Origin of the sequence: Sphingosinithalassobacter tenebrarum (assembly GCF_011057975.1) — a bacterium.
GTDB lineage: Bacteria > Pseudomonadota > Alphaproteobacteria > Sphingomonadales > Sphingomonadaceae > Sphingomonas > Sphingomonas tenebrarum.
Genome location: NZ_CP049109.1, coordinates 3,141,551 through 3,162,229, shown reverse-complemented (window position 1 = coordinate 3,162,229; position 20,679 = coordinate 3,141,551). Strand labels below are relative to the sequence as shown.

At 65.1% G+C, this 20,679-nt stretch carries 15 protein-coding genes and 1 tRNA gene; 2 read left to right on the top strand and 14 right to left on the bottom strand.

All coding sequences use genetic code 11. From position 1 onward, the window contains the following. The first annotated feature begins 105 nt into the window (after positions 1-105). A complete protein-coding gene (locus G5C33_RS15550) occupies positions 106-1,119 on the top strand; it encodes a winged helix-turn-helix domain-containing protein (protein ID WP_165327978.1) in 1,014 nt (337 codons plus the stop codon). Here the strand turns inward: G5C33_RS15550 and G5C33_RS15545 are convergent. The 7 genes from G5C33_RS15545 to G5C33_RS15515 form a co-directional block, all read right to left on the bottom strand. Next, positions 1,116-2,744, bottom strand: coding sequence for a tetratricopeptide repeat-containing sulfotransferase family protein (locus tag G5C33_RS15545; RefSeq protein WP_165327977.1), 1,629 nt, complete (start codon positions 2,742-2,744; stop codon positions 1,116-1,118). The two genes, G5C33_RS15550 and G5C33_RS15545, sit on opposite strands and share 4 nt — an antisense overlap. A 66-nt stretch (positions 2,745-2,810) precedes the next feature. Further along, positions 2,811-5,930, bottom strand: a complete 3,120-nt coding sequence (locus tag G5C33_RS15540) for a TonB-dependent receptor domain-containing protein (RefSeq protein WP_323126171.1) — start codon at positions 5,928-5,930, stop codon at positions 2,811-2,813. 332 nt (positions 5,931-6,262) lie between these two features. Next, positions 6,263-7,075 carry a LytR/AlgR family response regulator transcription factor gene (locus tag G5C33_RS15535; RefSeq protein ID WP_165327975.1) on the bottom strand — a complete coding sequence of 271 codons (813 nt, stop codon included), beginning with the start codon at positions 7,073-7,075 and terminating at the stop codon, positions 6,263-6,265. Beyond that, complete coding sequence (locus tag G5C33_RS15530) at positions 7,072-8,094, bottom strand: sensor histidine kinase (RefSeq protein WP_165327974.1); 1,023 nt, start codon at positions 8,092-8,094, stop codon at positions 7,072-7,074. The genes G5C33_RS15535 and G5C33_RS15530 overlap by 4 nt, the downstream gene beginning before the upstream one ends. A gap of 439 nt (positions 8,095-8,533) precedes the next feature. Then, positions 8,534-8,914, bottom strand: a complete 381-nt coding sequence (locus tag G5C33_RS15525) for a response regulator (protein WP_165327973.1) — start codon at positions 8,912-8,914, stop codon at positions 8,534-8,536. Beyond that, positions 8,904-10,022: a sensor histidine kinase gene (locus tag G5C33_RS15520; RefSeq protein WP_165327972.1), complete on the bottom strand. Its 1,119-nt coding sequence runs from the start codon at positions 10,020-10,022 to the stop codon at positions 8,904-8,906. The genes G5C33_RS15525 and G5C33_RS15520 overlap by 11 nt, the downstream gene beginning before the upstream one ends. A 217-nt stretch (positions 10,023-10,239) precedes the next feature. Continuing rightward, positions 10,240-10,315, bottom strand: a tRNA-Thr gene (locus tag G5C33_RS15515). A gap of 119 nt (positions 10,316-10,434) precedes the next feature. Between G5C33_RS15515 and G5C33_RS15510 the strand changes: the two genes are divergently transcribed. After that, positions 10,435-10,959 carry a hypothetical protein gene (locus tag G5C33_RS15510; RefSeq protein WP_165327971.1) on the top strand — a complete coding sequence of 175 codons (525 nt, stop codon included), beginning with the start codon at positions 10,435-10,437 and terminating at the stop codon, positions 10,957-10,959. A gap of 4 nt (positions 10,960-10,963) precedes the next feature. Here the strand turns inward: G5C33_RS15510 and G5C33_RS15505 are convergent, their stop codons facing one another. The 7 genes from G5C33_RS15505 to mprF form a co-directional block, all read right to left on the bottom strand. Next, positions 10,964-11,836, bottom strand: a complete 873-nt coding sequence (locus tag G5C33_RS15505) for a hypothetical protein (protein WP_165327970.1) — start codon at positions 11,834-11,836, stop codon at positions 10,964-10,966. 192 nt (positions 11,837-12,028) lie between these two features. Further along, positions 12,029-13,435 carry a DcaP family trimeric outer membrane transporter gene (locus G5C33_RS15500; RefSeq protein WP_165327969.1) on the bottom strand — a complete coding sequence of 469 codons (1,407 nt, stop codon included), beginning with the start codon at positions 13,433-13,435 and terminating at the stop codon, positions 12,029-12,031. A gap of 26 nt (positions 13,436-13,461) precedes the next feature. Further along, on the bottom strand, positions 13,462-15,252 hold the full coding sequence (locus tag G5C33_RS15495) for a cache domain-containing protein (RefSeq protein ID WP_165327968.1): 1,791 nt from the start codon (positions 15,250-15,252) through the stop codon (positions 13,462-13,464). A 117-nt stretch (positions 15,253-15,369) separates the two neighbouring features. Then, positions 15,370-15,702 carry a hypothetical protein gene (locus G5C33_RS15490; RefSeq protein ID WP_165327967.1) on the bottom strand — a complete coding sequence of 111 codons (333 nt, stop codon included), beginning with the start codon at positions 15,700-15,702 and terminating at the stop codon, positions 15,370-15,372. Next, positions 15,699-16,889: an aromatic ring-hydroxylating oxygenase subunit alpha gene (locus G5C33_RS15485; protein ID WP_165327966.1), complete on the bottom strand. Its 1,191-nt coding sequence runs from the start codon at positions 16,887-16,889 to the stop codon at positions 15,699-15,701. The genes G5C33_RS15490 and G5C33_RS15485 overlap by 4 nt, the downstream gene beginning before the upstream one ends. A gap of 215 nt (positions 16,890-17,104) precedes the next feature. After that, complete coding sequence (locus G5C33_RS15480) at positions 17,105-17,692, bottom strand: TetR/AcrR family transcriptional regulator (RefSeq protein ID WP_165327965.1); 588 nt, start codon at positions 17,690-17,692, stop codon at positions 17,105-17,107. 31 nt (positions 17,693-17,723) lie between these two features. Further along, a complete protein-coding gene (gene mprF / locus G5C33_RS15475) occupies positions 17,724-20,432 on the bottom strand; it encodes a bifunctional lysylphosphatidylglycerol flippase/synthetase MprF (RefSeq protein ID WP_165327964.1) in 2,709 nt (902 codons plus the stop codon). Positions 20,433-20,679 lie beyond the last annotated feature (247 nt).

Here is a 20,679-nt window from a genome sequence, read left to right as displayed (position 1 = left end):
GGCTTGATTGAGGCAGTTCGCGGTTTTGCGGCATTCGTTGCGCGACCGGAGCGACCCACAGCTTGACGCCTCGCGAAGGCAGCGCATGCCGATAGGATCGGCACCATGCAGCAGGAAGCTATCCCCTTCGCGGCGGTGCAGGCCGCATGGACGCTCCCGCGTCCCGGCGACGCGGTGCGTGCCCGGATTCTCGTTGCCGCGCGCTGGTTGTTGCGGCGGAGCGAGGGCAGCCGCCTTGATCTGCGCGAAGTGACCACGCTTTCGGGCGTGCCGCTCGCGATCATCCGCACACACTATCCCGACAGCGCCGCGCTGTACCGTGCTTCGCGGCTCGCCTTGATCGAACAGGTGGTCGCGCGGCTTCCCGCCACGCCGAGCGCGAGCGGCGAATTCGATCTGCTGGTGTCGCGTTATCTGCGCGCGGCGTGCGATGCCCTGGCGCAGACGGCGCATCGTGAACTCGCGCAATCGGTGCGCCGCGACGGCGAGCGCGAGCCGTGGTTGATCGCGGCCTATAGCGATTCGATCACGCGTCCGCTCGCCATCGGGCTGGAGCATCTGTTGCTGATCGGCATTTTTCGCGGTCTGGTCTCGGTCACCGATCCGGCGCGGCGAGCGGACGACTTGCTGGCGCGGTTGCTGGAGAAAGCGGGGCGACGCGGCGGCGATCCGCTGCAGCAGCTGCGGATGCTGGTCGAAGCCTTTTACGGCAGCGGAGCGGACGCCTCTCGCGAATGCGGGGTCTCCGGCGCCTCGCCTGCGACAGACGAGCGGCGGCCGGTAATCCGACGGGGCGCACTGACGCTCGACCGCGACCCGCTCGAGATACGCTGGCAGGGCAGGGCGATCGCGCTTTCCCCGATCGAGGCCCGGATCGTCGCGGAGCTTGTCGAGCGGGGGCGGGCGACATCGGCGCAAATCCAGGCGCTGATCGCGGCCGAAGGCGGACGGACCAGCACGCGCGACGTGTTCCTGTACCGCATCCGGCGCAAATTCGCGCAGGCGGGCGCTCCCGATCTGATCGAAACGGTGAAGGGTTGGGGACTGAAACTACGCCCCCAGGAAGCAGCCCGATCTTCGGTCATCAGCGAGGGCGTGCAAGTCGTTGCGGCGAGCTAGGCCAATGGGCCCAGCGCCTCGCGCAGCGGGTCAAGCCAAGGCGCGAATTTGCGCCACTGTTCCAGCCCCGCATCGCTGATCGGCGCGCGTACCTGCTGCGCGCTCGCGGTGCGCACCGGGCGGCGATTTTCGTGATGGCGCAGGCAGGCCGCGTCAAACGGCAGACCGAGATAGTCGAGCAGCGCCCGAATCTCGCGCTCGGGATCGGCAACGAGCGCTTCGTGCGAAACGCGGTGGATCGTCCCCGGCGCAAGCGCGTCGAAATGGGCGGTCAGTCGCGCATAGTCGCGATAATATCGCCCGATATCTGCAAGGTCGTAGGCGAAGCTCTGACCGCGCGCGAAATGCTGTTTGAAGTTGGAAAAGCCGCACGCCATTGCTTCGCGCCGCACGTCGATGATGCGGGCATTGGGCAGGATCAGGCGGATAAAACCGATATTGCGCCAGTTGTTCGGCAGCTTGTCGAGGAAGAGAGGGCGCTCGGTGCGGCGGTGCCATTGCGCCGCCGCCAGATAGTGTCGGCCGAGATCGCGTGCCGCCTCCGGCGATAGTGTGGCCAGATGGGCGGGATAACGCAGGTCGCGCCGTTGCCAGTTGCGTCCGATCATATCCTGGACCAGCGCAGGGATATAGGGAAGTTCTGAGGTGCCCTCGATGGCGGGATGGCTCGCCAGGATCTGCTCGACCAGAGTTGATCCCGAACGCGGCAGGCCGACAATGAAGATCGGGGCGGTGTCGAGCTCGCCCGGGTCGCTCCGCCGTGCAAGGAAATCGGCGTCGAACAGCGCGATCTGATCGTCGACTTCACGGCCGACCGCGTCGGCGTCGTGCGGCAGTTCGGCGCGGCGCAGGCGATTGCCCTGCGCATATTCGGCGAAGGCGGCGGCATGCTCACCGTAATCCTCCAATGCCTTGCCGAGTGCGAAATGGAGGTGAAGCCGCGTGGTGGCGGACAGGTCTGTTCGCGCGAGGAGGTCGCGCATCGTCGCGATACCGTGCGTGTCGATCTTCGCGGTCTTCAGATCGGCAAGGCTCCACCATGCCTCGCCGGCGCGGCCGCCGGTCGCAGCGGCGCGAAAATGCGTGACGGCTGCTTCAAAGCGGCCCGTCGTCTTGGCGAGATTACCGCGTGCAATGTGAAGATCGGCGTCCTCGCCACCGGTTGTCGCAATGCGCGCATACAATGCTTCTGCGCCGGCATGATCGCCGATCCGCGCGAGCAGTTCGGCTTTCGCAAGTTCCGCCCCGCGATGACCGGGATCGCCTTCGAGAACGGCGTCCAGTTGCGCCAGCGCGGAGTCGATCCGGCCCTGATCGGCGCATATCGCCGCGAGCCTGAGTCGGGCGTCGGCAAGGTCGGGAACCAGTGCGATCGCCCGGATCAGTGCCGCTTCGGCTTCGTGCATGATGCCGATCCGCGCCGCCAGTTCGGCAAGTAGCACCAGCGCTGCGGCGTTGTCGGGGTCCTTGGCGAGCAACATGCGGATCGCGCGTTCGGCGCCGGTCAGGTCGCCTGTTTCCAGCGCGTGCCAGGCCTGTTGAAACGCCGGTTCGCGGGCTGCGGCGGCGACGGCGGCGAGACCGGTCGGTCTGCCCGAACGGATTGCTGTCGTCACGATCGTCATTCGCAGCTCCCGGAAAGGAAAAAGTGCGGCGGGCGCCCGGGGGAGAGCGCCCGCCGCACAGGGGCCTCAGAACTTTGCCACGAAGCCCGCGTAGAAGAAGCGGCCGCGGTTGGTGTAGATGCCGCTGCCGCCGCCGATGCCGGTCAGCCCGAGCGGCGGATCGGTATCGAGCAGATTGTCGACGCCCAGATAGAAGTTGAACTTGTCCGTCGCGTCGATGCCGACCCGGACGTCGTGATAGAAGACCTCCGGGTACCAGGTACGGTCGGCATAGTCGGCGTTTTCGGGATCGCGGCCCTGAACGCTGAACCAGTCCTCCCAATTGTTGATCACCATCTTGCCGATGTACCGCAGGCTGTAGCCGAAGGTGACGCCTCCGGTCTGCAGGCTGAGATCGACGTTGAACGAGTCCATCGGATCACCCAGCTCGCCCAGCAGCCGGTCGGCATAGTCGGGCTGGGTGGGATCGAGATACTGATCATTCTGGATCGCGTGAGTGTAGATTCCCCGTCCGGCAAACTGTCCGAAGCCGAGATCCGCGGTGTAGCCGACTTCGAAATCGATGCCGCGCACCTTCAACTGGGCATAGTTGAGCGGTACCACCGACAGGCTGTTGTTGAGGATCTGACCCTCGACTTCGCCCTGCGGGCCGCCGCCTGCGCCGGCACGGTCGAACAATCCGCAGAACTGATTGTTGAGGTCGGCCGCGTCATAGCAGGCGTCGATGATGTTCTGCGCCGTCGGCGATGTGATCACGTCGTTCACGGTGATGTCGTAATAGTCCACCGTCAGCGAGAATCCCGGCAGGAAGCGGGGTTCGAAGACGCCGCCGATTGTGTAGCTGTCCGACTTTTCCGCGCCCAGGTCCGGGTTGCCGCCCGAGAGGAAGGGCAGCGATTGCAGATAGACATGGTCATAGGTGGCCGGAACGCCGTCGGCGCGGCAATTGGCCTCGCGCGTCGCCGAACCCGCGCCGATATTGCGCAGCGCGCAGGGATCGTTGGGCGGAGCGGCATAATTCTGGCCGAGCGGCGAATAGAGCTCGGTCAGATTGGGCGCCCGGACCGCGCGCGAATAGCTGGCGCGCAGCCGCAGATCGCGGACGGGTGCCCATTCGACGCCGGCATTGTACGACCAGACGGTTCCCGTCCCGCCCTTATAGTCGGCGACGCGCGCGGCACCGGAAAAGGTCAGCTCCTCGAAAAATGGCGTATGCGCGAGCAGCGGGATGCGGATCTCGGCATAGGCTTCCTTCACTTCGAACGAGGGGAAGTCGAACGCGGGGATCGAATTGTAGAAGGTCACCCCCGCCACAGTTGCTTCGTCCTGATCGAAGCCATTGGTTTCGCGGCGATATTCCCCGCCGATCGCGAAACCGACCGGGCCGCCGGGAAGCTCGAACCATTCGCTGGTATCGCCGGCGACATAGGCGCTGGCGACCAGCTGGGTGATCTTCGCGCGCTGCCAGCTGTCCTGAAGCAGATAGCCGCGGGCGGCATCGGTGATGTTGCCCGGACCGAACAGGTTGATCGGCTGGCAGGCAGCGACATCGTTGGCGAGTTGAGCGGCGGCATAGGCCGTATCACCGGCGCCTTCGTACGCAATCGCTGCACTGGGATCGACCTGGGCGCGGCAGACGATGTTGCCGTTCGCCGCGCCGCCGCTGGCCAGCCCTTCATCGACGGCGTCGATCGCCAGCAGGAAGCGCTGGATATTGACGTTGCCCAGGATCGTCGTGTCTTCCTGAAACTCGCCGTAATTGACCGAAACCTCGTAATTCCAGTCGTCGTTGAAGCTACCGCGCACACCACCCACGAAGCGATAGGTGTCGCGCTTGGTCGCTTCCTCCCGATTGCTCAGCTCGACCACGTTGCGGATGAAGGTGAAGGGGATCACCGTGCTGGTGGAGACGCCGTAATAGTCACTGATGACTTCGCGCGCCTGCGGGTTGAGATAAGGATTGTCGGTATAGAATTGCTCACGCGGCGAGCCGGTCGTTCCGCCGGAGAAGAAGAACGGGCCGCTGGCGTTGCTGAGCGAATCGGTATGGACCCATTTGGCTTCGAAAAAGGGTTCGAACGCCGGGCTGACTTCGAAATGCGCGATGACATTGGTGCTGTAGCGATCGAGTTTGGGGAACAGACCCATCTGCGTTCCTTCGCGGAAATTGCTCCCGCTGCCGCCGATGAACGATCCGAAGGGCGCCAGACCCACGCGCGTTCCGGTCTGCGGCACCAGCCGGCCGTCGGGCTGGAAGAGGAAGGGCGTGAAGTAGTCGCCGCCCAGATAGGACAGGAACGTACCGCCGTTCGAATAGATCGCGCTGCGGATGTCGTCGTAATAGACTCGGTCGGGCGTGCCGTCGCTGCCGTTGGTCGCTGTCGCCGGGTCGGCATCGACCTGAACGAAGCCGCCCGTTTTCTTCAGGTTGGGGCGGCCGGAGGCATAGAAATCCTCCTGATGCGCATATTCGAAATTGACTGCGATATTGCCGCGGCCATCGGCGAAATTGGTGCCTGCCAGCCCGCTCAGATAGTAGGAGCCTGCGTCGCCATAGGTGCTGACGCCGCTCTGGCCGCGCAGCTGAATGCCTTCATAGTCGCGCTTGAGCACGAAATTGACGACGCCCGCGATCGCGTCCGACCCGTAAATCGCCGAGTTGCCGCCGGTCACCACGTCGACGCGCTCGATCAGGTCGGTCGGAATCGTGTTCACGTCCACCGAGGTGCCCGAACCGAGAATGTCACCAGCGACATGACGGCGGCCGTTCTGCAGCACCAGCGTACGCTCGGTGCCCAAACCGCGCAGGTCGAGCAGGTTGAGGCCGCCCGTTCCGAGGAAGCGTGTCGAGTTTGACTGGCCGAAGGTGCTGCGCAGCGCTGGAAGGTCGTTCAGCGTATCGCCGACCGAAAGATTGCCTGTCTCGAAGAATTCCTCGCCGTTCAGAGATGTCACCGGAACCGGGCTGTCGAGATTGGGGCGCGCGATGCGCGACCCGGTGACGACGATTTCGTCTCCGGCCGGTATGGGCTGGATCGCCTGATCCTGGCTCTGCGCCTGATCCTGTTCGCTGGTTTCATCGTTGGCCGCCGTCTGGGCATGCGCCGGCGCGGCCGCCAGCGATGCAAGGCCGAGCAGCATCGCGGGAAGTGCGCTGCCGGCAAGCAATGAAGATCGTTTCATCATCAATTCCCTGTTCGTCATGAGGGCCGGCGGCGGCGTCCTGCGAGTGAGAGTGGGGGAGCCCGAACCGGACCGTCCCGTATCCCTGACACCACGCCACGACAGCGCCGGCCTTGTCCGAAGGGCTAGCCCTCAAGGACGCGCAGGCCCAAGAAAAAGGTACGTAACGTACTATAAATTGCTACGGCTATGTTGCGTTTTGGCAACAGGAGCCTGACTTAGCGACGAAAATAACTGGTATATGGCTGTTATATTGGATAAAATATTCCTGCGTAGGACGTTCGATGCCGGCATGAGCGATCATGCCAAGATGGTATAGGTGCGAAACGTATTAGTCAGCCTTCGGAGTTCAGGCTCTGTGCATCGAGGATCTCGCGTACGACGCCGTGATAGGTGCGCCCCACCGGAACGGTTTCGTCACGCGTCGTTACGATGCGGAATCCACCCGCCGGCCGCCGCACGATCGAAGCGATGCAGTCGGTGCGCACGATGTGTGAGCGATGGACGCGCCGGAACCGTGCCGGGTCGAGCAACGGCAAGATCGCCGTCAGCGCACCGCGATGCAAAAAGCTCTGCTCACCCTGATACAGGCGGACATATTCGCCTTCGGCGCCGATGCGTTCCAGTCCGTCGAGCGCAACGCTTACCATTTCCCCACGCCGGCTGACCATCAGGCGGCGGCCGTCCTCGCGCTCGGGCGCACGCATTGCCCGCAACTGAGTGAGTTCGCGCGAAAGCTCGTCGAGCCGCTGGCGTGCGCTGCGATCTGCGATGGCGCGTTCAAGACGGTCGAGCGCACGCTCGAGCCGCGCGAGGCGAACCGGCTTGGTGAGAAAGTCGATCGCGCCGCTGTCGAACGCTTCGGGCGCGAATTGCGGATAGGCGGTGATGAAGATGATCAACGGTACCGCGCCACTATCCGCTTCGCTGGGCCGCGCCAGTTCCTCGACCACGTCGAACCCGTCAAGCGCGGGCATTTCGACGTCGAGCAGCAAGGCATCGGGGGCAAGCGCGGCAACCTGCTCCAGCGCTTCGGCGCCGTTGCGCGCGGTGCCCACGATCTCGACATCGGCACGCTGCGCGAGCAGTCGCGCCAGCCGTTCCGATGCCAGCGGCTCGTCGTCGCAGATCAGCAGCCGCATGGTCATGGTGCCGCCTCGGGAATGACGAAGCTCACCGAATACCAGCCTTCGGGCCCGATACCGGCCGCGAACCGGCAATCCTCGCCATAGCGCACCGACAGGCGGCGGGCGACGTTGGCGAGGCCGATTCTTTCGCCACTCGCCTCGCCTCGGCTTTCCGGCAAGGTGTTGGCGACTTCGAACCGCAACCCGTCGGCCACAGCTTCAGCGATGACGCGCAACGTGGTCACGCCGTCCGATCGGGCCACGCCATGCTTGATCGCGTTTTCGATCAGCGGTTGCAGGATCAGGCTGGGAATTCTGGTATTCTCCAGAGCCGCGGGTACTCGGATATCGACGTCGAGCCGGTCGGAAAAGCGGACGGCTTCGATCGCGAGATACAGCGACTGCAGCGCCAGTTCGCGCTTCAGCGCGATATCCTCGCTGGGATCGATGGACAGCGCGGCGCGCAAGAAATCGGAGAGATTCTCTACCATCCGTTCCGCCGCCGAAGCCTGACCGGAGGTAATCAGCGACGCGATGGAATTGAGCGTATTGAACATGAAATGCGGATTGAGCTGATAACGCAGCGCCTGCATCTGTGCCGAATGCGCCAGCGCACGCGCTTCGGCGAGCCGGCGTTCCTTCTCGTGCAGTTCCGCCCCGTAGATGGCGGCGAGCAGCAATGCCGATACCGCGCCATAGGCCCAGAACCACTGGATGATGGCGTAGGAATAGGAGATCCAGGAAAAGCTGTTCCAGTTCATGTCTGCCATGAAAAGCTGGAAGACACCGAAATTGAATGCGCTGTGGATCAGCGATCCCACCAGCGCGAGCAGCAGGACGAAGCCGATCCGGCGGGCTCCCGAGAGCGAAGGTCGGGACCGGATCAGCCGGTAGATCACCATAGACAGCGTAATGGCGCCCAGCGTCACGATGATCCTGGGCACCAGTATCTCGGCCTCGCCGCCATCTTCCTCCATCAGCAATCGCTGCGCGGTGAGAAGCGAAAACTGGGCAACCCAGAAGCAGATGATGATCATCATGGGGATGTTGATCCCCAATCCGGCCGTCCTCGGGACGTTTTCGTGAAAGTGTGGCGCCATCGCGAGACGCTAGGGCCATGCCGCTGCCGATGTAAATCCGCAGGCTAGGCAGTTCGTGGCGCCGATGCTGCATTTCGTGGGCCGGCCGGAACCTGGTGACCCATAGATCACGGTACCAAAGCCGCGACCGGGCCCGCATCCCGCAATCTGCTGCAGCAAAGCCGACATTGGTGGCAACGCGCTCCCGGGCTGGCGGAGCAACTTCTATGATGCCGGGTGAACCGGAGAGACATATGTCGTTTCAATCCAAACCGCCGGCTGACAGGCCGCAAGACCCGGAGCATTCTGCATTGCTTGCCGGGGCGACCGTCAGGTGCTGGCGGCCGGAGCGCCGCCCCGCGGGCGGACAGCAGCGACCACAGCGGCTGCCGCCCGGACTTTACTGAGGGTCGGCGGCAAGCAGTCGCTCGATCATCGCGAGCAACGTTTCGGGTTCGAACGGTTTTTCGATGCTCTCTGTCGCACCGACGTGTCGCGCCAGGGTGAGCGCATCGTCGCCCTGCATGCGCGCGCCGCCCGACATGGCGATGATCGGCAATCTGGTGTCGCGTTTGCGCAGCGCGAGGATCACTTCGATGCCCTGCTGGCGCACCATCACCATGTCCGACAGCACCAGATGCGGCTGGAATTCGTCGAAGCATTTAAGCGCTTCGTCGCCGTCCGCAGCGGTGAGGACCTCATAGCCCCGTGCCCCCAGCAGCAGCGCCAACGATTTGCGGATCGGTTCCTCGTCGTCGATGACCAAGAGTTTACTGGTCATTTTTTTCCTCTCTCTGCCTTGTGGCGAATCTCAGCAGGAATTGGGTTCCCTCTCCGGGCCTGCTGTGAACGGAAATGTTGCCGCCGATATTCTCGACGGCCTGGTTGACCACTGCCAGCCCGAGCCCGCTGCCGCCTTCATTCTGCTTGGTCGTGAAAAACGGATCGAAGATGCGGTCGATCGTTTCTTGGTCCATTCCGGGGCCGTTATCGCGCACGCTCAGCAATACGGCCGATGCGTCGGGATCTTCCGTCACACCGATCACGATCTCGCCCTGGCGAGTACTGATTGCCTGCGCGGCATTGGTCACCAGGTTGAGAACGATCTGATAAAGCTTGTTGCGATAGGCATTGATCGGCGGGGCAGGCTCCACTTCGATCCGCAGCTGGATATAGGGGGGCAGGCCCGCCGTGAGCAGCGAGCCGATGTCGGCGATGAACTCGTCGAGACAAAGCGAATGCAGCGCCTCAGCGGATTCCGATCTGCCCACATGAACGATTTCGCGAACCAGATCGCGCGAACGAATCGTCGCGTCGTGGATCATGTCGATCGCCTCAATCGCGTCGGGATCGCCAAGACGGCTGCGCAGGAGCGGCAATACCATCAACACCGGTTGCAGCGTGTTGTTGAGATCGTGCGCGATTCCCGCCGCCATCAGGCCGAGACTTTCCAGACGCTGCGCGTGAACGAGTTGTCCGCGCAGCGAATCCGCGCGCTGACGGGCGATCGCTTCGCGCAGCCGGTAGATGCTGTATTCGACGGCACGCCGCAGCAGGGGCGTCTGCAGTTCATCGAGCCCCAGATAGGATTGTGCACCTGCCGAGATGCAGTCGAGCGACAGCTGGTCATCATGGTACCGCCCGAGGCCGATGATGGCGATGTCTTCGGAAGCCTCCCGCATCCGGTGTACGCAGTCGACTCCGGTGCAATCGGGCAAATCCAGCTCGACAACGGCCGCGGCCGGCCGATGATTGCTCGCCGCCGTACATCCTTCCCGGAGCGATCGCGCCGTGAATATGCGATTGCCGCGCAGCATCTCGGAAATCTGATCCGAGCGTTTGGAGTGGCTGGATACGACCAGCAGGCGCTGCTCAGTCAAAGTGACCATCGTGAATCGCCTGAAAAAGATGCAGTACGCAACTGAAAGCGATGGAAAACCCGCCTGAGTACGGAAGGTATTCCATATTAAAACAATATGTATTTTTCGACCCTGATTGTTGATGAATTCTAAACTATGTCACGAGAACAGCAAGCGAATTTCGCGAAGGGTTCACTCTACCGCCTTGGAGGGTCGGCATTTTTACTGATTGCGGGGAGGGAGTGGCTGGTGCCGCGTGTCCGACTCGAACGGACGACCTACCGCTTACAAGGCGGTTGCTCTACCAGCTGAGCTAACGCGGCGCGGGTCCTCCCTTGCGATAGTCGGGCGGCCACGTCCAGCCCCGGCGGATACGTTGCGGCGCCGTGACGTTTGTATCGGGCATATGAATCGCCGACCGATTGCCGATGAGGAGAAAGACTTGTCCAGGATGATCCGTTTCGCCGCGCTTGCCGGCGCGCCGCTGCTGCTCGCCGGTTGCCAGTTTGTCGATGGGGACGGCAACAACAGCACCGATCCCGTCGAGGCGACCAACCCGCCGGCAATGCCGACCAGTTCGCCCTCGCCGCTGCCGACGGACACCTTTGCTCCAGCGAACAGCAGCGCCGCGTCGAACACCAGTGCCGCTGCAGCCACGCCGACCAGCACCATCCCGGTGCCGGGGCCGTCTCCCAAACCGAGTCTCGAACAGGCGGTCCAGTGCGCCCGCATCGCTTCGGTGGCGCAGAAGGACGATGCCGTCCGCGGCGACCTTTCCGTCGAGGATGCGATGCGGATCGAAGTGCGCGCGATGAACGCCGCGCGCGCCGAGGCCAATCGCCGCGATCTGGCGCCGGGCGAAGTCGACAAGCGCCGTGCCGCCATCACGCCGCTCGACGCGGGGGCATATGACGCCGATCGCTTCAAGATCGAATTCGAGGAAATCTGCGTCCCCCTCTACAAATAGCCGTTCAGACGACACCGAAGGTCCAGCCTTCGGTGCGAGCGACATGGGCGTCGAGGCCGGCCGGTCGCCACAGCGCCTCCTGTTCCGCGGCACGGCGCAGCCATGCAGCAGTGAGCAATGCGTCGGTCGCGTGATCGTCATAGCGGGCAAGCGGCCGATGCGGCGCCGATCCAAAGGCCGCGAGCGCGCGATCGAGCGTCTCGCCGTCGCGGATCTTCGACACGCCCTTGCGCAGCCCCGCCAGCCGGGCAGGGAGGGCGGTATAGATTTCGACCAGCAGCGGGCCGGCATCGGGCACCGGATCGAAGGGCCAGAAGGGAATGCGCCCGGCGAGCCGGTGAAAGACGCGCATGCCGGTGAGGCTCGATTTACCGACCTGGCTCGCTCCGACCAGATTGAAGCAGCTGTACGGCGATAGCGCCATGTCCGCCTGACCATGCTCGACCTTGCGAAAGCGGCCGCGTCCGGCGGGGAACAGGTCGCCGCAATCGAACCGCTGGCGGAAATGGCGCTTCGCCTGCGGGTGCGCCACGAAACTGCCGACGCCGAGATGCGGGTCGTCGCTGCTGATCGCTTCGACCAGCGCCCAGAGCGATTTTGCGTCGGGCGGGCTCGCCTCCCAGCCGGGGAAGTAGGCGCCTTCGTCGATGAACGGGAAGGCGGGCGAGAGATCGAGCCCGATCAGCGCGCGGGTGCCGGTGTCAGCAAGGCCGATCAGCCAGTCGAGAATCGCGCCGCGCGACCAGCCGCCTTCGGGGACGACCAGTTCGGGGGCGGCGTCGCCTGTCGTGGTGCGCGCGACTGCCAGCCCCTTGGGTCTGGCGACGGCCTGGCCCGACCAGTCGATCGCCACGAACTCGGTAAAGGGCCGAATCATCGCGGGCGATTCGCGGGGCCGTCAGCCGGACCGATCGATCGAAAGGGGACAAAGGAGACACCACGTCCCCCCTGATCTCGCTTCCCCTGCATTGCCAGGACGTCCGGCATTGCGCGGGTCGGGTCAGGGCAGGGGAAGCACATCCCCCGAGCAAAGCAGAGCAAATCCTACATTGGAAGGGCGAAGCGCAGCCTAGAACCCGTAGCGGGCCGAGACTTCGAGCCGTTCGAGCGTGCCCGCGGCACCGGACACCAGCTCCCGCTCGCCACGACGCAGCTCGATGCCGAGATCGAGATGGTCGAGCGGGGTGTAGAAGAGATTGGCCATCGCGCTCCATGCCGAGGCGTTGGCGTTCGGCGTCGCAAACCCCGAGGGATAGTCGATCGTCTGATAGCTGGCTCCGAGGTTCGAGCGCAGGCTGGGTGTCCAGCCGATGCGAAGCGCAGCGAAGCCGGCAGTGACGCCGACCGTTTCCAGGCGCGGCTGCGCACCGGGAACGAGGATCGCGTCGGGCGCCAGATTGAGCCCGACATAGCGGCCGATGCCGCGCCCGTGCGTAACCATGAATCGCAGATCGTGCCGCCCGGCGGGGCCGAAGCGCAGCTTGCCGGCGGCCGACACGCCCCATCCGAAACCATCGTCGTGCATGCCCGACTGATCCGACGTCAGCCAGCGGCTGACCCCGGCGAGCGACAACTGGCTGCCCCCGCCGATATCGGCAGTGAACCGTGCGGTCAGATCGGGCGCGCGATCGGTCCCCGCCTCGACCACGGCGGCCGATCCGGCGATCGCCACGGTCGTCGCGGGATTTTCGGCGGCGACCGACAGGCTCATGCGGTCGGCCAGCTTGTGCGTGTAGCGAAGCTGCGCCTGCCGCACGAAGACCGTGCCTTCCGAAGGCCCAAGAAAGTCGGTGGTTTCGGGCAGCGCGGGCAGATACTGGAAATTGGTCCATTCCTGCCCGGCAAGGAAGCCGCGATAGCTCAGCCAGGTGCGGCGCAGCGCGGGTGCATAGGCGTTGGTGATCCGCGCATTTCCGGCGCCCGGCGAGGACTGGAAATCGATTTCGACCAGCCCGCTCAGCGTTTCTCCGTCAACCGGCGTGGTAAGGCCCGCGACGAGCCGGGTCTGCTTGGCCGAAAATTCGGTCGACGCGCCTTCGCTAGTCCCGCCGACCGGAATCGTGCCGGGGACGTAGAAATCGCGCCCGCCCGAATTGGCGGCGATGGCGCCATCGGCATAGCGGCTGACCGATGCGTTGAACTTGATGAAGCCGGAAAGCGTGACGCGGGTGCCCGATGTTGTCGCCGGCGGTGCGGCGGGCGCCGGTCGCGCGCTGGCCACAGCCACAGGCAGCGCAGTGGGCGCCGAGGCCGCCGGAACCGACGGTGCCCGGGGCGCAGGGGCCTGTTCCGCGCGCGCCGCCGCAAGCTGTTCGGTCAGGGCTGCGACGCGCGCCTCCAACCGGGCGAGCCGGGCTTCCAGCGCTGCTTCGCGGGCGCTCTGCCCGGCGGTCTGGGCATGGGCGGCGGGGATCGTCGCCACGGCGGTGGCAGCGCCACAGGCGAGCAGCGCCGCGCGCATCGTCATCGGGTACATTATCGTCTCCGGCCTTGCAGAGCGGATCAGTGGAGCGTGGCCGCGCTGTCGTCGGCCGATTGCCAGGGCGCGGTCGTCTTCGTCATGCCGCCGCCGGTCTTGAAGTGGCCGGTCTGCTCGGTCATCCGGTCGACTTCGGTCGCCAGCGTGCGCGCGGCGGCCGAGGTTTCCTCGACCATCGCGGCGTTCTGTTGTGTCGAAGTGTCGACCTGGGCAACCGCCGTCGTCACTTCGCCGATCGCTTCGGACTGGGCCTTGCTGTCATTGGCCATCGTTTCGACCAGCGCGCGTACGCCGTCGAAGCTCTCCGAAATCGCACTGAACGCTTCGTCGACGCGGCGAACGGCGCCGACGGCGATGCCGATATCCTCCTGCGTCGCGGTGAGCTGGACGCGGGCGAGCTTGGCTTCCTCCTCCGATCGCAGCGCGAGCGCCGAAACGAGATCGGCGACGACGGCGAAGCCACGCCCCGCTTCGCCGGCGCGTCCCGCTTCGACTGCGGCGTTCATCGCCAAAACGCGCGTCTGGAACGCGATCTTGTCCAGCCCTTCGATCACGCCGTCGATGCCCTGGGCATTGTCGGCGACGCGGTTCATCGCGTCAGTTACCTGATCGGCGGTTTCGCGGCCGTTGACGACGATGCGCTGCGCCTCCTGAGTCTGGCCCGAGGTCTTGGCGGCGGCCTGAGCGGTGGCGCGCAAGCGTTCCTCCATCTGGCCGAGCGCGGCGCTGGTTTCCTCCAGGCTGGCCGCATTGCTTTCGGTTCGGCGCGCAAGATCGTTCGACGCGCTGGCGATTTCGTCGCTGCCGGTGCGGATCGATTCCGCCGAGAGCGAAATCGTGCCGATCAGGCCGCGCAGACTGTCCAGAGTCGCGTTGAAATTGCGCTTGAGCGCCGCGTAGGATTCGGGGAAGTCATCGGTGATCGATGCGGTCAGATCGCCTTCCGCAATGCTTTCCAGATGGCTGGTCAGTGTCGCCACGACCATGTTCTGTTCGGCGTCGGCCTTCGCCTTGGCGGCCTCGGCTGATTTGCGCGCCAGCGTGCCTTCGCGGAAGACTTCGAGCGCGGCGGCCATTTCGCCGACTTCGTCGCGGCGGTCGAGGCCGACGATCGGCGATTCGGTGTCGTCCTTCGCCAGCGCGCGCATCCGATGCGTCAGCGCCACCACCGGCTGCGAAATCGAGCGGCCGATCAGCCAGATCAGCATCGCGACGAACAGGATAACGCCCAGCACGATCAACGCGTCGGTGAAGCCCGCGCGCCACAGCGCGGCGTTGAGATCATCGACATAGACGCCCGATCCGACGATCCAGCCCCAGGGTGCGAAGCCCTTTACGTAGGAAATCTTCGGCTGCGGTTCGTCCTTGCCCGGCTTTTCCCAGCGATAATTGACGAAGCCGGCGCCATCGGCGCGCACGACATCGACCATGTCGCGAAAGATCGCCACTCCGTCGGCATCGACGAGCCCGCCGATATCCTTCCCGTCGAGTTCGGGCTTGAGCGGATGCAGCACCATCTTCGGCTGCATGTCGTTGACCCAGAAATAGTCGTCGTTCCCGTAGCGCATGCCGCGGATCGCTTCGAGCGCGGCAGTCTGCGCCTGTTCGCGCGTGAGCGTGCCGCTCTGTTCGAGCCCGTGATAATGCACCATCACACTATGGGCGGTTTCCACCGTCTTTTGTGTGCGGTCGGCGATGTCGGCGCGGACGGTGCCGGTCAGCCGGAACAGGGAAATAGCGAGAACGAGCGTCAGGCCTGCGACTGCTGCAAAGCCCACGATCGCCAGTTTCGAACCGATCTTGAAATCACGCATCGACGACCACCTTTCTATATCAACTATAGAGGGGCTGATCGTTGCAGCGGCGAAATATGCATTTTCTTGCAGAAGCGGAGCGGCGGCCCGGCGATGCGGTGCGCCGCCGGTTCGTAGTCAATCCGCCGGGGTTCGCGTGATCCGCATTTCGCGACGGAGCGGTTGGTGCTTGGGTTCGTCGTCCTGCTGTAATTCGACTGCCAGCGCGACATGCGCGAGGCTGAGCATCAGTTGCATCAGCCGGGTTTCGCTCGCGTCATGCTCGGCGAGCGGTCTGCCGTCGAGCCGGTCGAGCGCGGAAGTCAGCAGCGGACTGGCGGCGGCGTAGAATGTCTCGCGCGCCTCGGCCGTGCTGGCGTCGCGGCGGGCGGCGCGTTCGGCCGATCCGGCGACCGCCCACTGGTCCACGAACGGTTCGAGCGTTTCGAAGCCCTGCGGAAGCGCGCTCATATCCGATGCGCCTCGCGCCATTTCTGCACGCGCTCGGCCACCGAGCGATAGAGGTGGCGGCAGAGCACTTCCTGCGACTGGAAATGAATGTGCTTGAGCGCGCCGCTGGCCAGACCACGATGGCCGGCGGCGATCACCGCGCGGTCCTCGGCATGGATGTCGCGTGCCGTCGCCATCATATATTCGCGCACGAAGCGGCGGCTGGCGCTGTCGTCCTCGCCCTTCCAGTAGATGCGCACCACGCCGCGCGACTTGCCCGCCGCGATCGGCCAGACGGTGTGCGAGAAGGGCTGGGTGGGCGAGCCGAGGACGAAGAAATTGGGAAAGAGCGCGAGATAGTCGCGCCCCGTGGCGGATGCTTCGAACCCGTCGGCGGCGACGCAGGCCATTGCCCTGCCGAACGCCATGCCCTGCACCGGGGCGATCTTCGGCGCGGGATTGGCCCATATCGTCTGGGTGCGGTGCGGCCCTTCAAAGCCGTAGCGCAGCGGATAGCCGAAGGGATTGTCTTCGCCGATCGTCGCCGCGCCCGAGCGCGGATGGATGAAGCGGAGGTGATAATTTTCCTGGAAATTGTCGTAGGTCAGTTTCCAGTTGGCATCGGTTTCATAGACATATTCGGAAAAGGTCGTCGCCTGCGCCGATGGCAGCGCCTCGAGCCGCTCGGCCATGCTTCCGAGATAATCGCGCAAGGGTTGCGGGCCGGCGGGATCGAAATTGACGAAGATCAGTCCGCCGCAGGTATCGACCGCGACTTGCGGAAGCGCGCAGTCTTCCTTGGTGACATGAAACCGCTCGAAATCGGGGGCGGAGAGCAGGCGGCCGTCATTGCCGAAGGTCCAGCGATGATAGGGGCAGCTGAAGGTCGATCGCTTGCCCTGTGCCTCCTCGACCAGCTGCGTGCCGCGATGCGTGCAGACATTGTGGAAGGCGCGGATCGCGCCGTCCTTGCTCCGCACGATCAGCAGCGAGGCGCGCAGTATCTCCACCTCACGCCGGATGAAGCTGCCCGGTTCGGGCAATTCGCAGACATGGCCGATCTGCAGCCAGCTGCGGCGGAACACGGCTTCGCGTTCGTCCTCGAACCAGGCCGGGTCGTAATAGGGCGCGGCAGGGACCGGATCGGTTCCCAGCCACGCCAGACTGTCCTCGGCGACGGGTTCGAACGGCTGCACGGGCGCGTTCATCGGCATCTCCCCGGTTGTTTTTCGGAGAGCCTATCAGGGTTTTCCATTTTTACAACAGATGTGTTGTAAAAATGGAGTCGGAGCTGCGGCGATATGGCGCATGTCCTTTTTTGCGATGTGGGGCCGAAATTTATCCTCCCCCGGGCGGGGGAGGATTTGGGGGGCATCATGGAGATGCATACCTCTGCGAAGGCAGGACTGAATGTCGATACGACCTACAGCCGCAGCAACGCCTCGTGGCGGAGCAGCCGCTGATGTTCGGCGCGGAAGCGTTCGACGATCGTGTCGATGCGCTCGCCGGGGGCAACCCCGTTGGCGAAGACACGCGGGCCGATGATCGCGCTGGTCAGCAGGATGGTGCAGAAGACTTCGACATCGGCGTCCTCCTCGCCCGGGGTGCGGGCGAAATGGGCGCGGAGGCCTTCGACCAGCGCGTCCCAGAAGGGATAGCTGTCGCGAATGTCGCTGCCCGATACGAAATCCTCGATCCAGAGTTTGACGAGATCGGGGTTGGCGAGGACGAAGCGCGTGACACTGTCGATCCGCTCGCGCTGCGACACATCAGGGCGGAAGCCGGTGACGATCTGCTGCGCGGCCCAGCTCTTCACCGCCGCGACCAGCGCCTCGCGGCTTTCGAAATGATAATAGACGGTGGTGCGATTGACCTTCGCCGCGCGCGCCAGGCCGGAGATGGTGAGCGCTTCGACCCCGCCTTCGGAAAGGAGCTGGACCGCGGTCAGCAGCAAGTCCGCATGCGTCGCCTCGAAGCTCTTGTTGCGCCGCTGAGGGCCGGGTTCGGTCATGCCCGGACCCTAGGGGCAGGGGCTGCCGCGTTCAATCGCGTGCAGGGCGCAGCGGCGCGCGTTCCGGGATGGCGGTGCGGGGGCGTGTCTGCGCGAACAATAGCTGCGGGCCCCGGATCGGGCGCGAAAGCCGGTCGCCCGACGGCGCCGAGACGAGCAGCGCAGTGTCGGCGAGCGCGATGGTGAGGCGCGGCCCGCGCGGTGCGGCGAAATAGCGGCCCTGCCATTCGGGGCCGAATTTCTCCTTCCATTTGCGCAGGCCCGCATAGCCGTAAAGCCGCTCGCCATGCTGGAAGAGCAGCCCGGCGATGCGCGCCCAGAGCGGCGCGAGGCGGCGGTTCTCGATCCCCGAAAGCGGGGCGACGCCGAGCGCGAGGTGTCGATAGCCAGCCTCCTGCGCCCACTGCGCGAGGTGGACGATCAGCGCGTCCATCGTGCCATAGGGCACCTTGTCGCGGTGGCGCATCAGGTCGAACGAAACCTCCTCGCGCCCCGGCAGCGTCCAGAGATTGACGAAGGCGAGCACTTCGCCCGCGCGCTCTGCCACCGCGACTGGCCCACCGAGCAGATAATCGGCGTCGAACCGGCCGAGGCTGAATTGCTTCTCGCGCTGTTTCTTCGCGGCGAGCCACTGGTCGGAAACCTCGCGCAGTTGCGGGAGCAGGCCCATCAGATCGGCGCCTTCGACGACGCGGAAAGTAACGCCTTCCTTCTCGCAGCGGCGCACCGAATTGCGCAGCTTGGCGCGCGCGCTGCCCGCCAGCGTGAAAGCGTCGAGCGGAATGCGCGCTTCCTCGCCGATCTTCATCACGCCCAAACCGAGATCGATCAGATGCGGCAGCATCGCGGCGTCGCAGCGATAGAAGACGGTTCGCGCGCCGTGGCGATCGGCAAGCTCGCGGAACTTCCAGGCAAGCTCTTGCGCGCGCGCGGGCTCGCCGATCGGGCCGCCCATCGCGATGAAGCTGCGGCCGCGCACGCGGTACATCAGGAACGCGTCGCCGGCCTCGGCGATCAGGAAATTCTTGTCGCCGGTACGCGCGAGATGCGCTTCGCTCGACGTCGATGCGGCGAGCGCCTTGCGCCACACCGCCGCCGGCAATTCGCGCGGCAACGTGTCGTAACTGGCGCGTGCCGGGCCGGTGAGGCGGCGGATCGCGAGCAGGATCGCGACGAGCGCGACGCCGAGCGAGGCGCGCAGGAAGCGCGGCGCGTCGCCGAAGGGCTGCGTCGACCACCATAGCGCGGTTTCATATTCGACATTCTTGTAGCTGAAAAAGCCGATGAACAGGCTGCCCGCGATCACCGCGACGATCGAGACGAGCCAGCCCGCGCCGGGCCGCTCGCTGGTCAGCGCCGACTGGCGGTAGAAGGCGGGGCGCGTCCAGGCGAGCAAGGCGAAGATGCCGCCGAGCACCAGCGCCTCGACAATGTCGAACGCGCGCAGCACCGCGAGCACCATCCCCGCGCCGATCAGCACCATGCTGGTCAGCCAGGCGATGTCGAGCCGGCGGTAGAGGCCATATGCCGTAAACAGCAGCAGCGCGCCGATGATGCTGCTGGTGAAGTGCGAGAGTTCGAGCAGGGTTTCGGGCAGCAGCGCGGTAATGACGGCGATGCGCTCGGGATAGAGCGGGAAGGCGCCGGAAAGGATCAGCAGCGCGCCCGCAGCGAACACCGCCGCCGCCATTGTCAACGGTGCGAGCGAGCGCGCGACCGCGCCGCCAGCGCGTACCACCGGCGCGGCGCGCGCGTGCAGGCTCTCGCCTTCGCGGATCGCGAGATAGACCAGCGCCAGCGCGAAGGGCAGCAGGAAGTAGATCAGGCGATAGCCGATCAGCGCGGCGGCGAGCGAATCCCTGGGGATGTTCGGCAACAGGATCAGCACGGTCGCTTCGAACACGCCGAGCCCGCCCGGCGCATGGGTGATGACGGCGATGGCGAGCGCGAGGACGAAGGCGGCGAGCAGCTGCGGGAAGGCCGAAACGCCGAGTTCGGGCAGCAGCACGAAGATGACGGCGGCGGAGAATATGAGGTCAAGCGCGGCGGCGGCGAGCTGGCCCAGCGTCAGCGCCGGGCCAGGCAGGGGGATGCTGATGCCGGAGAAGGCAACGGTGCGCGGTGCGCGGGCGGTCCACCAGAGATAGGTGGCGAGCGCGGCGACGAGCAGCAGCGGTACGCCCCAGCGCACGACATGAGGAAGCGCGATCGGCCCCAAATGCACGCCGCCCGGCTGGAGCGGCAGGGTAAGCCCGACGACAACGAGGATGCCGAGCCAGAAGGTGAGCCCGGCAATGGTGACGACGCGCGCGATATCGGCTTCGCTGACGCCTTCCTTCGCATAGAAATTGAGCCGCACCGTGCCGCCGGTCAGTACCGGCAGGCCGAGCGTGTTCGAGATGCCGTAGCTGGTGGCGGCGGCGCGCGCGACGACGCCCGAGCGGACCTTCTGCCCGATGGTGCGGAAGGCGGCGAAATCGAAATAGATGAGGCAGGCGAAGCTGGCGGCAGTGAAGCCCAAGGCCGTCAGCCAGCGGCCGAGCGGGACGGTGGCGAAGGCCTGTTGAATATCGGCGGCGCGGATGTCGCGCAGCACGGCGCTGAGCGCGACAAAGGCGAGCGCGAGGATCGCGATGCCGGCGATGGTGACGATCCAGTCGCGCCGCGCGGCGCACCAGCGCAGCGCGCGGGCGGCGACGCCGGAGCCCTGCGGCTCGAAACTGGGATCTTCGAAATTCATCGTAGAAGCAAAAGTCCCGAAGTCGTCCCAAGGTTGCGCCTGGTTCCACTATAGGCCGATGCCGGAAAAGGCGAGGGTAGGGGAATGTCCCGAAGCAAAGCTGCACGCTTTCCTCCCGCGGAGGGGGAGGGAGACCGCCGAAGGCGGTGGAGGGGTACTCACCGCAAGCGTGGCGCCTGTTGCCAGCTACCCCTCCACCACCAGCTGCGCTGGTGGTCCCCGTCCCCTTCCAGGGGAGGAACGGATT

What these genes read in the sequence shown, in the direction of transcription:
- G5C33_RS15550 (WP_165327978.1), top strand. Translation starts at nt 106, where the DNA reads ATGCAGCAGGAAGCTATCCCCTTCGCGGCGGTGCAGGCCGCATGGACG.
- G5C33_RS15545 (WP_165327977.1), bottom strand. Translation starts at nt 2,744, where the DNA reads ATGACGATCGTGACGACAGCAATCCGTTCGGGCAGACCGACCGGTCTC.
- G5C33_RS15540 (WP_323126171.1), bottom strand. Translation starts at nt 5,930, where the DNA reads ATGATGAAACGATCTTCATTGCTTGCCGGCAGCGCACTTCCCGCGATG.
- G5C33_RS15535 (WP_165327975.1), bottom strand. Translation starts at nt 7,075, where the DNA reads ATGACCATGCGGCTGCTGATCTGCGACGACGAGCCGCTGGCATCGGAA.
- G5C33_RS15530 (WP_165327974.1), bottom strand. Translation starts at nt 8,094, where the DNA reads ATGATGATCATCATCTGCTTCTGGGTTGCCCAGTTTTCGCTTCTCACC.
- G5C33_RS15525 (WP_165327973.1), bottom strand. Translation starts at nt 8,914, where the DNA reads ATGACCAGTAAACTCTTGGTCATCGACGACGAGGAACCGATCCGCAAA.
- G5C33_RS15520 (WP_165327972.1), bottom strand. Translation starts at nt 10,022, where the DNA reads ATGGTCACTTTGACTGAGCAGCGCCTGCTGGTCGTATCCAGCCACTCC.
- G5C33_RS15505 (WP_165327970.1), bottom strand. Translation starts at nt 11,836, where the DNA reads ATGATTCGGCCCTTTACCGAGTTCGTGGCGATCGACTGGTCGGGCCAG.
- G5C33_RS15500 (WP_165327969.1), bottom strand. Translation starts at nt 13,435, where the DNA reads ATGTACCCGATGACGATGCGCGCGGCGCTGCTCGCCTGTGGCGCTGCC.
- G5C33_RS15495 (WP_165327968.1), bottom strand. Translation starts at nt 15,252, where the DNA reads ATGCGTGATTTCAAGATCGGTTCGAAACTGGCGATCGTGGGCTTTGCA.
- G5C33_RS15490 (WP_165327967.1), bottom strand. Translation starts at nt 15,702, where the DNA reads ATGAGCGCGCTTCCGCAGGGCTTCGAAACGCTCGAACCGTTCGTGGAC.
- G5C33_RS15485 (WP_165327966.1), bottom strand. Translation starts at nt 16,889, where the DNA reads ATGAACGCGCCCGTGCAGCCGTTCGAACCCGTCGCCGAGGACAGTCTG.
- G5C33_RS15480 (WP_165327965.1), bottom strand. Translation starts at nt 17,692, where the DNA reads ATGACCGAACCCGGCCCTCAGCGGCGCAACAAGAGCTTCGAGGCGACG.
- mprF (WP_165327964.1), bottom strand. Translation starts at nt 20,432, where the DNA reads ATGAATTTCGAAGATCCCAGTTTCGAGCCGCAGGGCTCCGGCGTCGCC.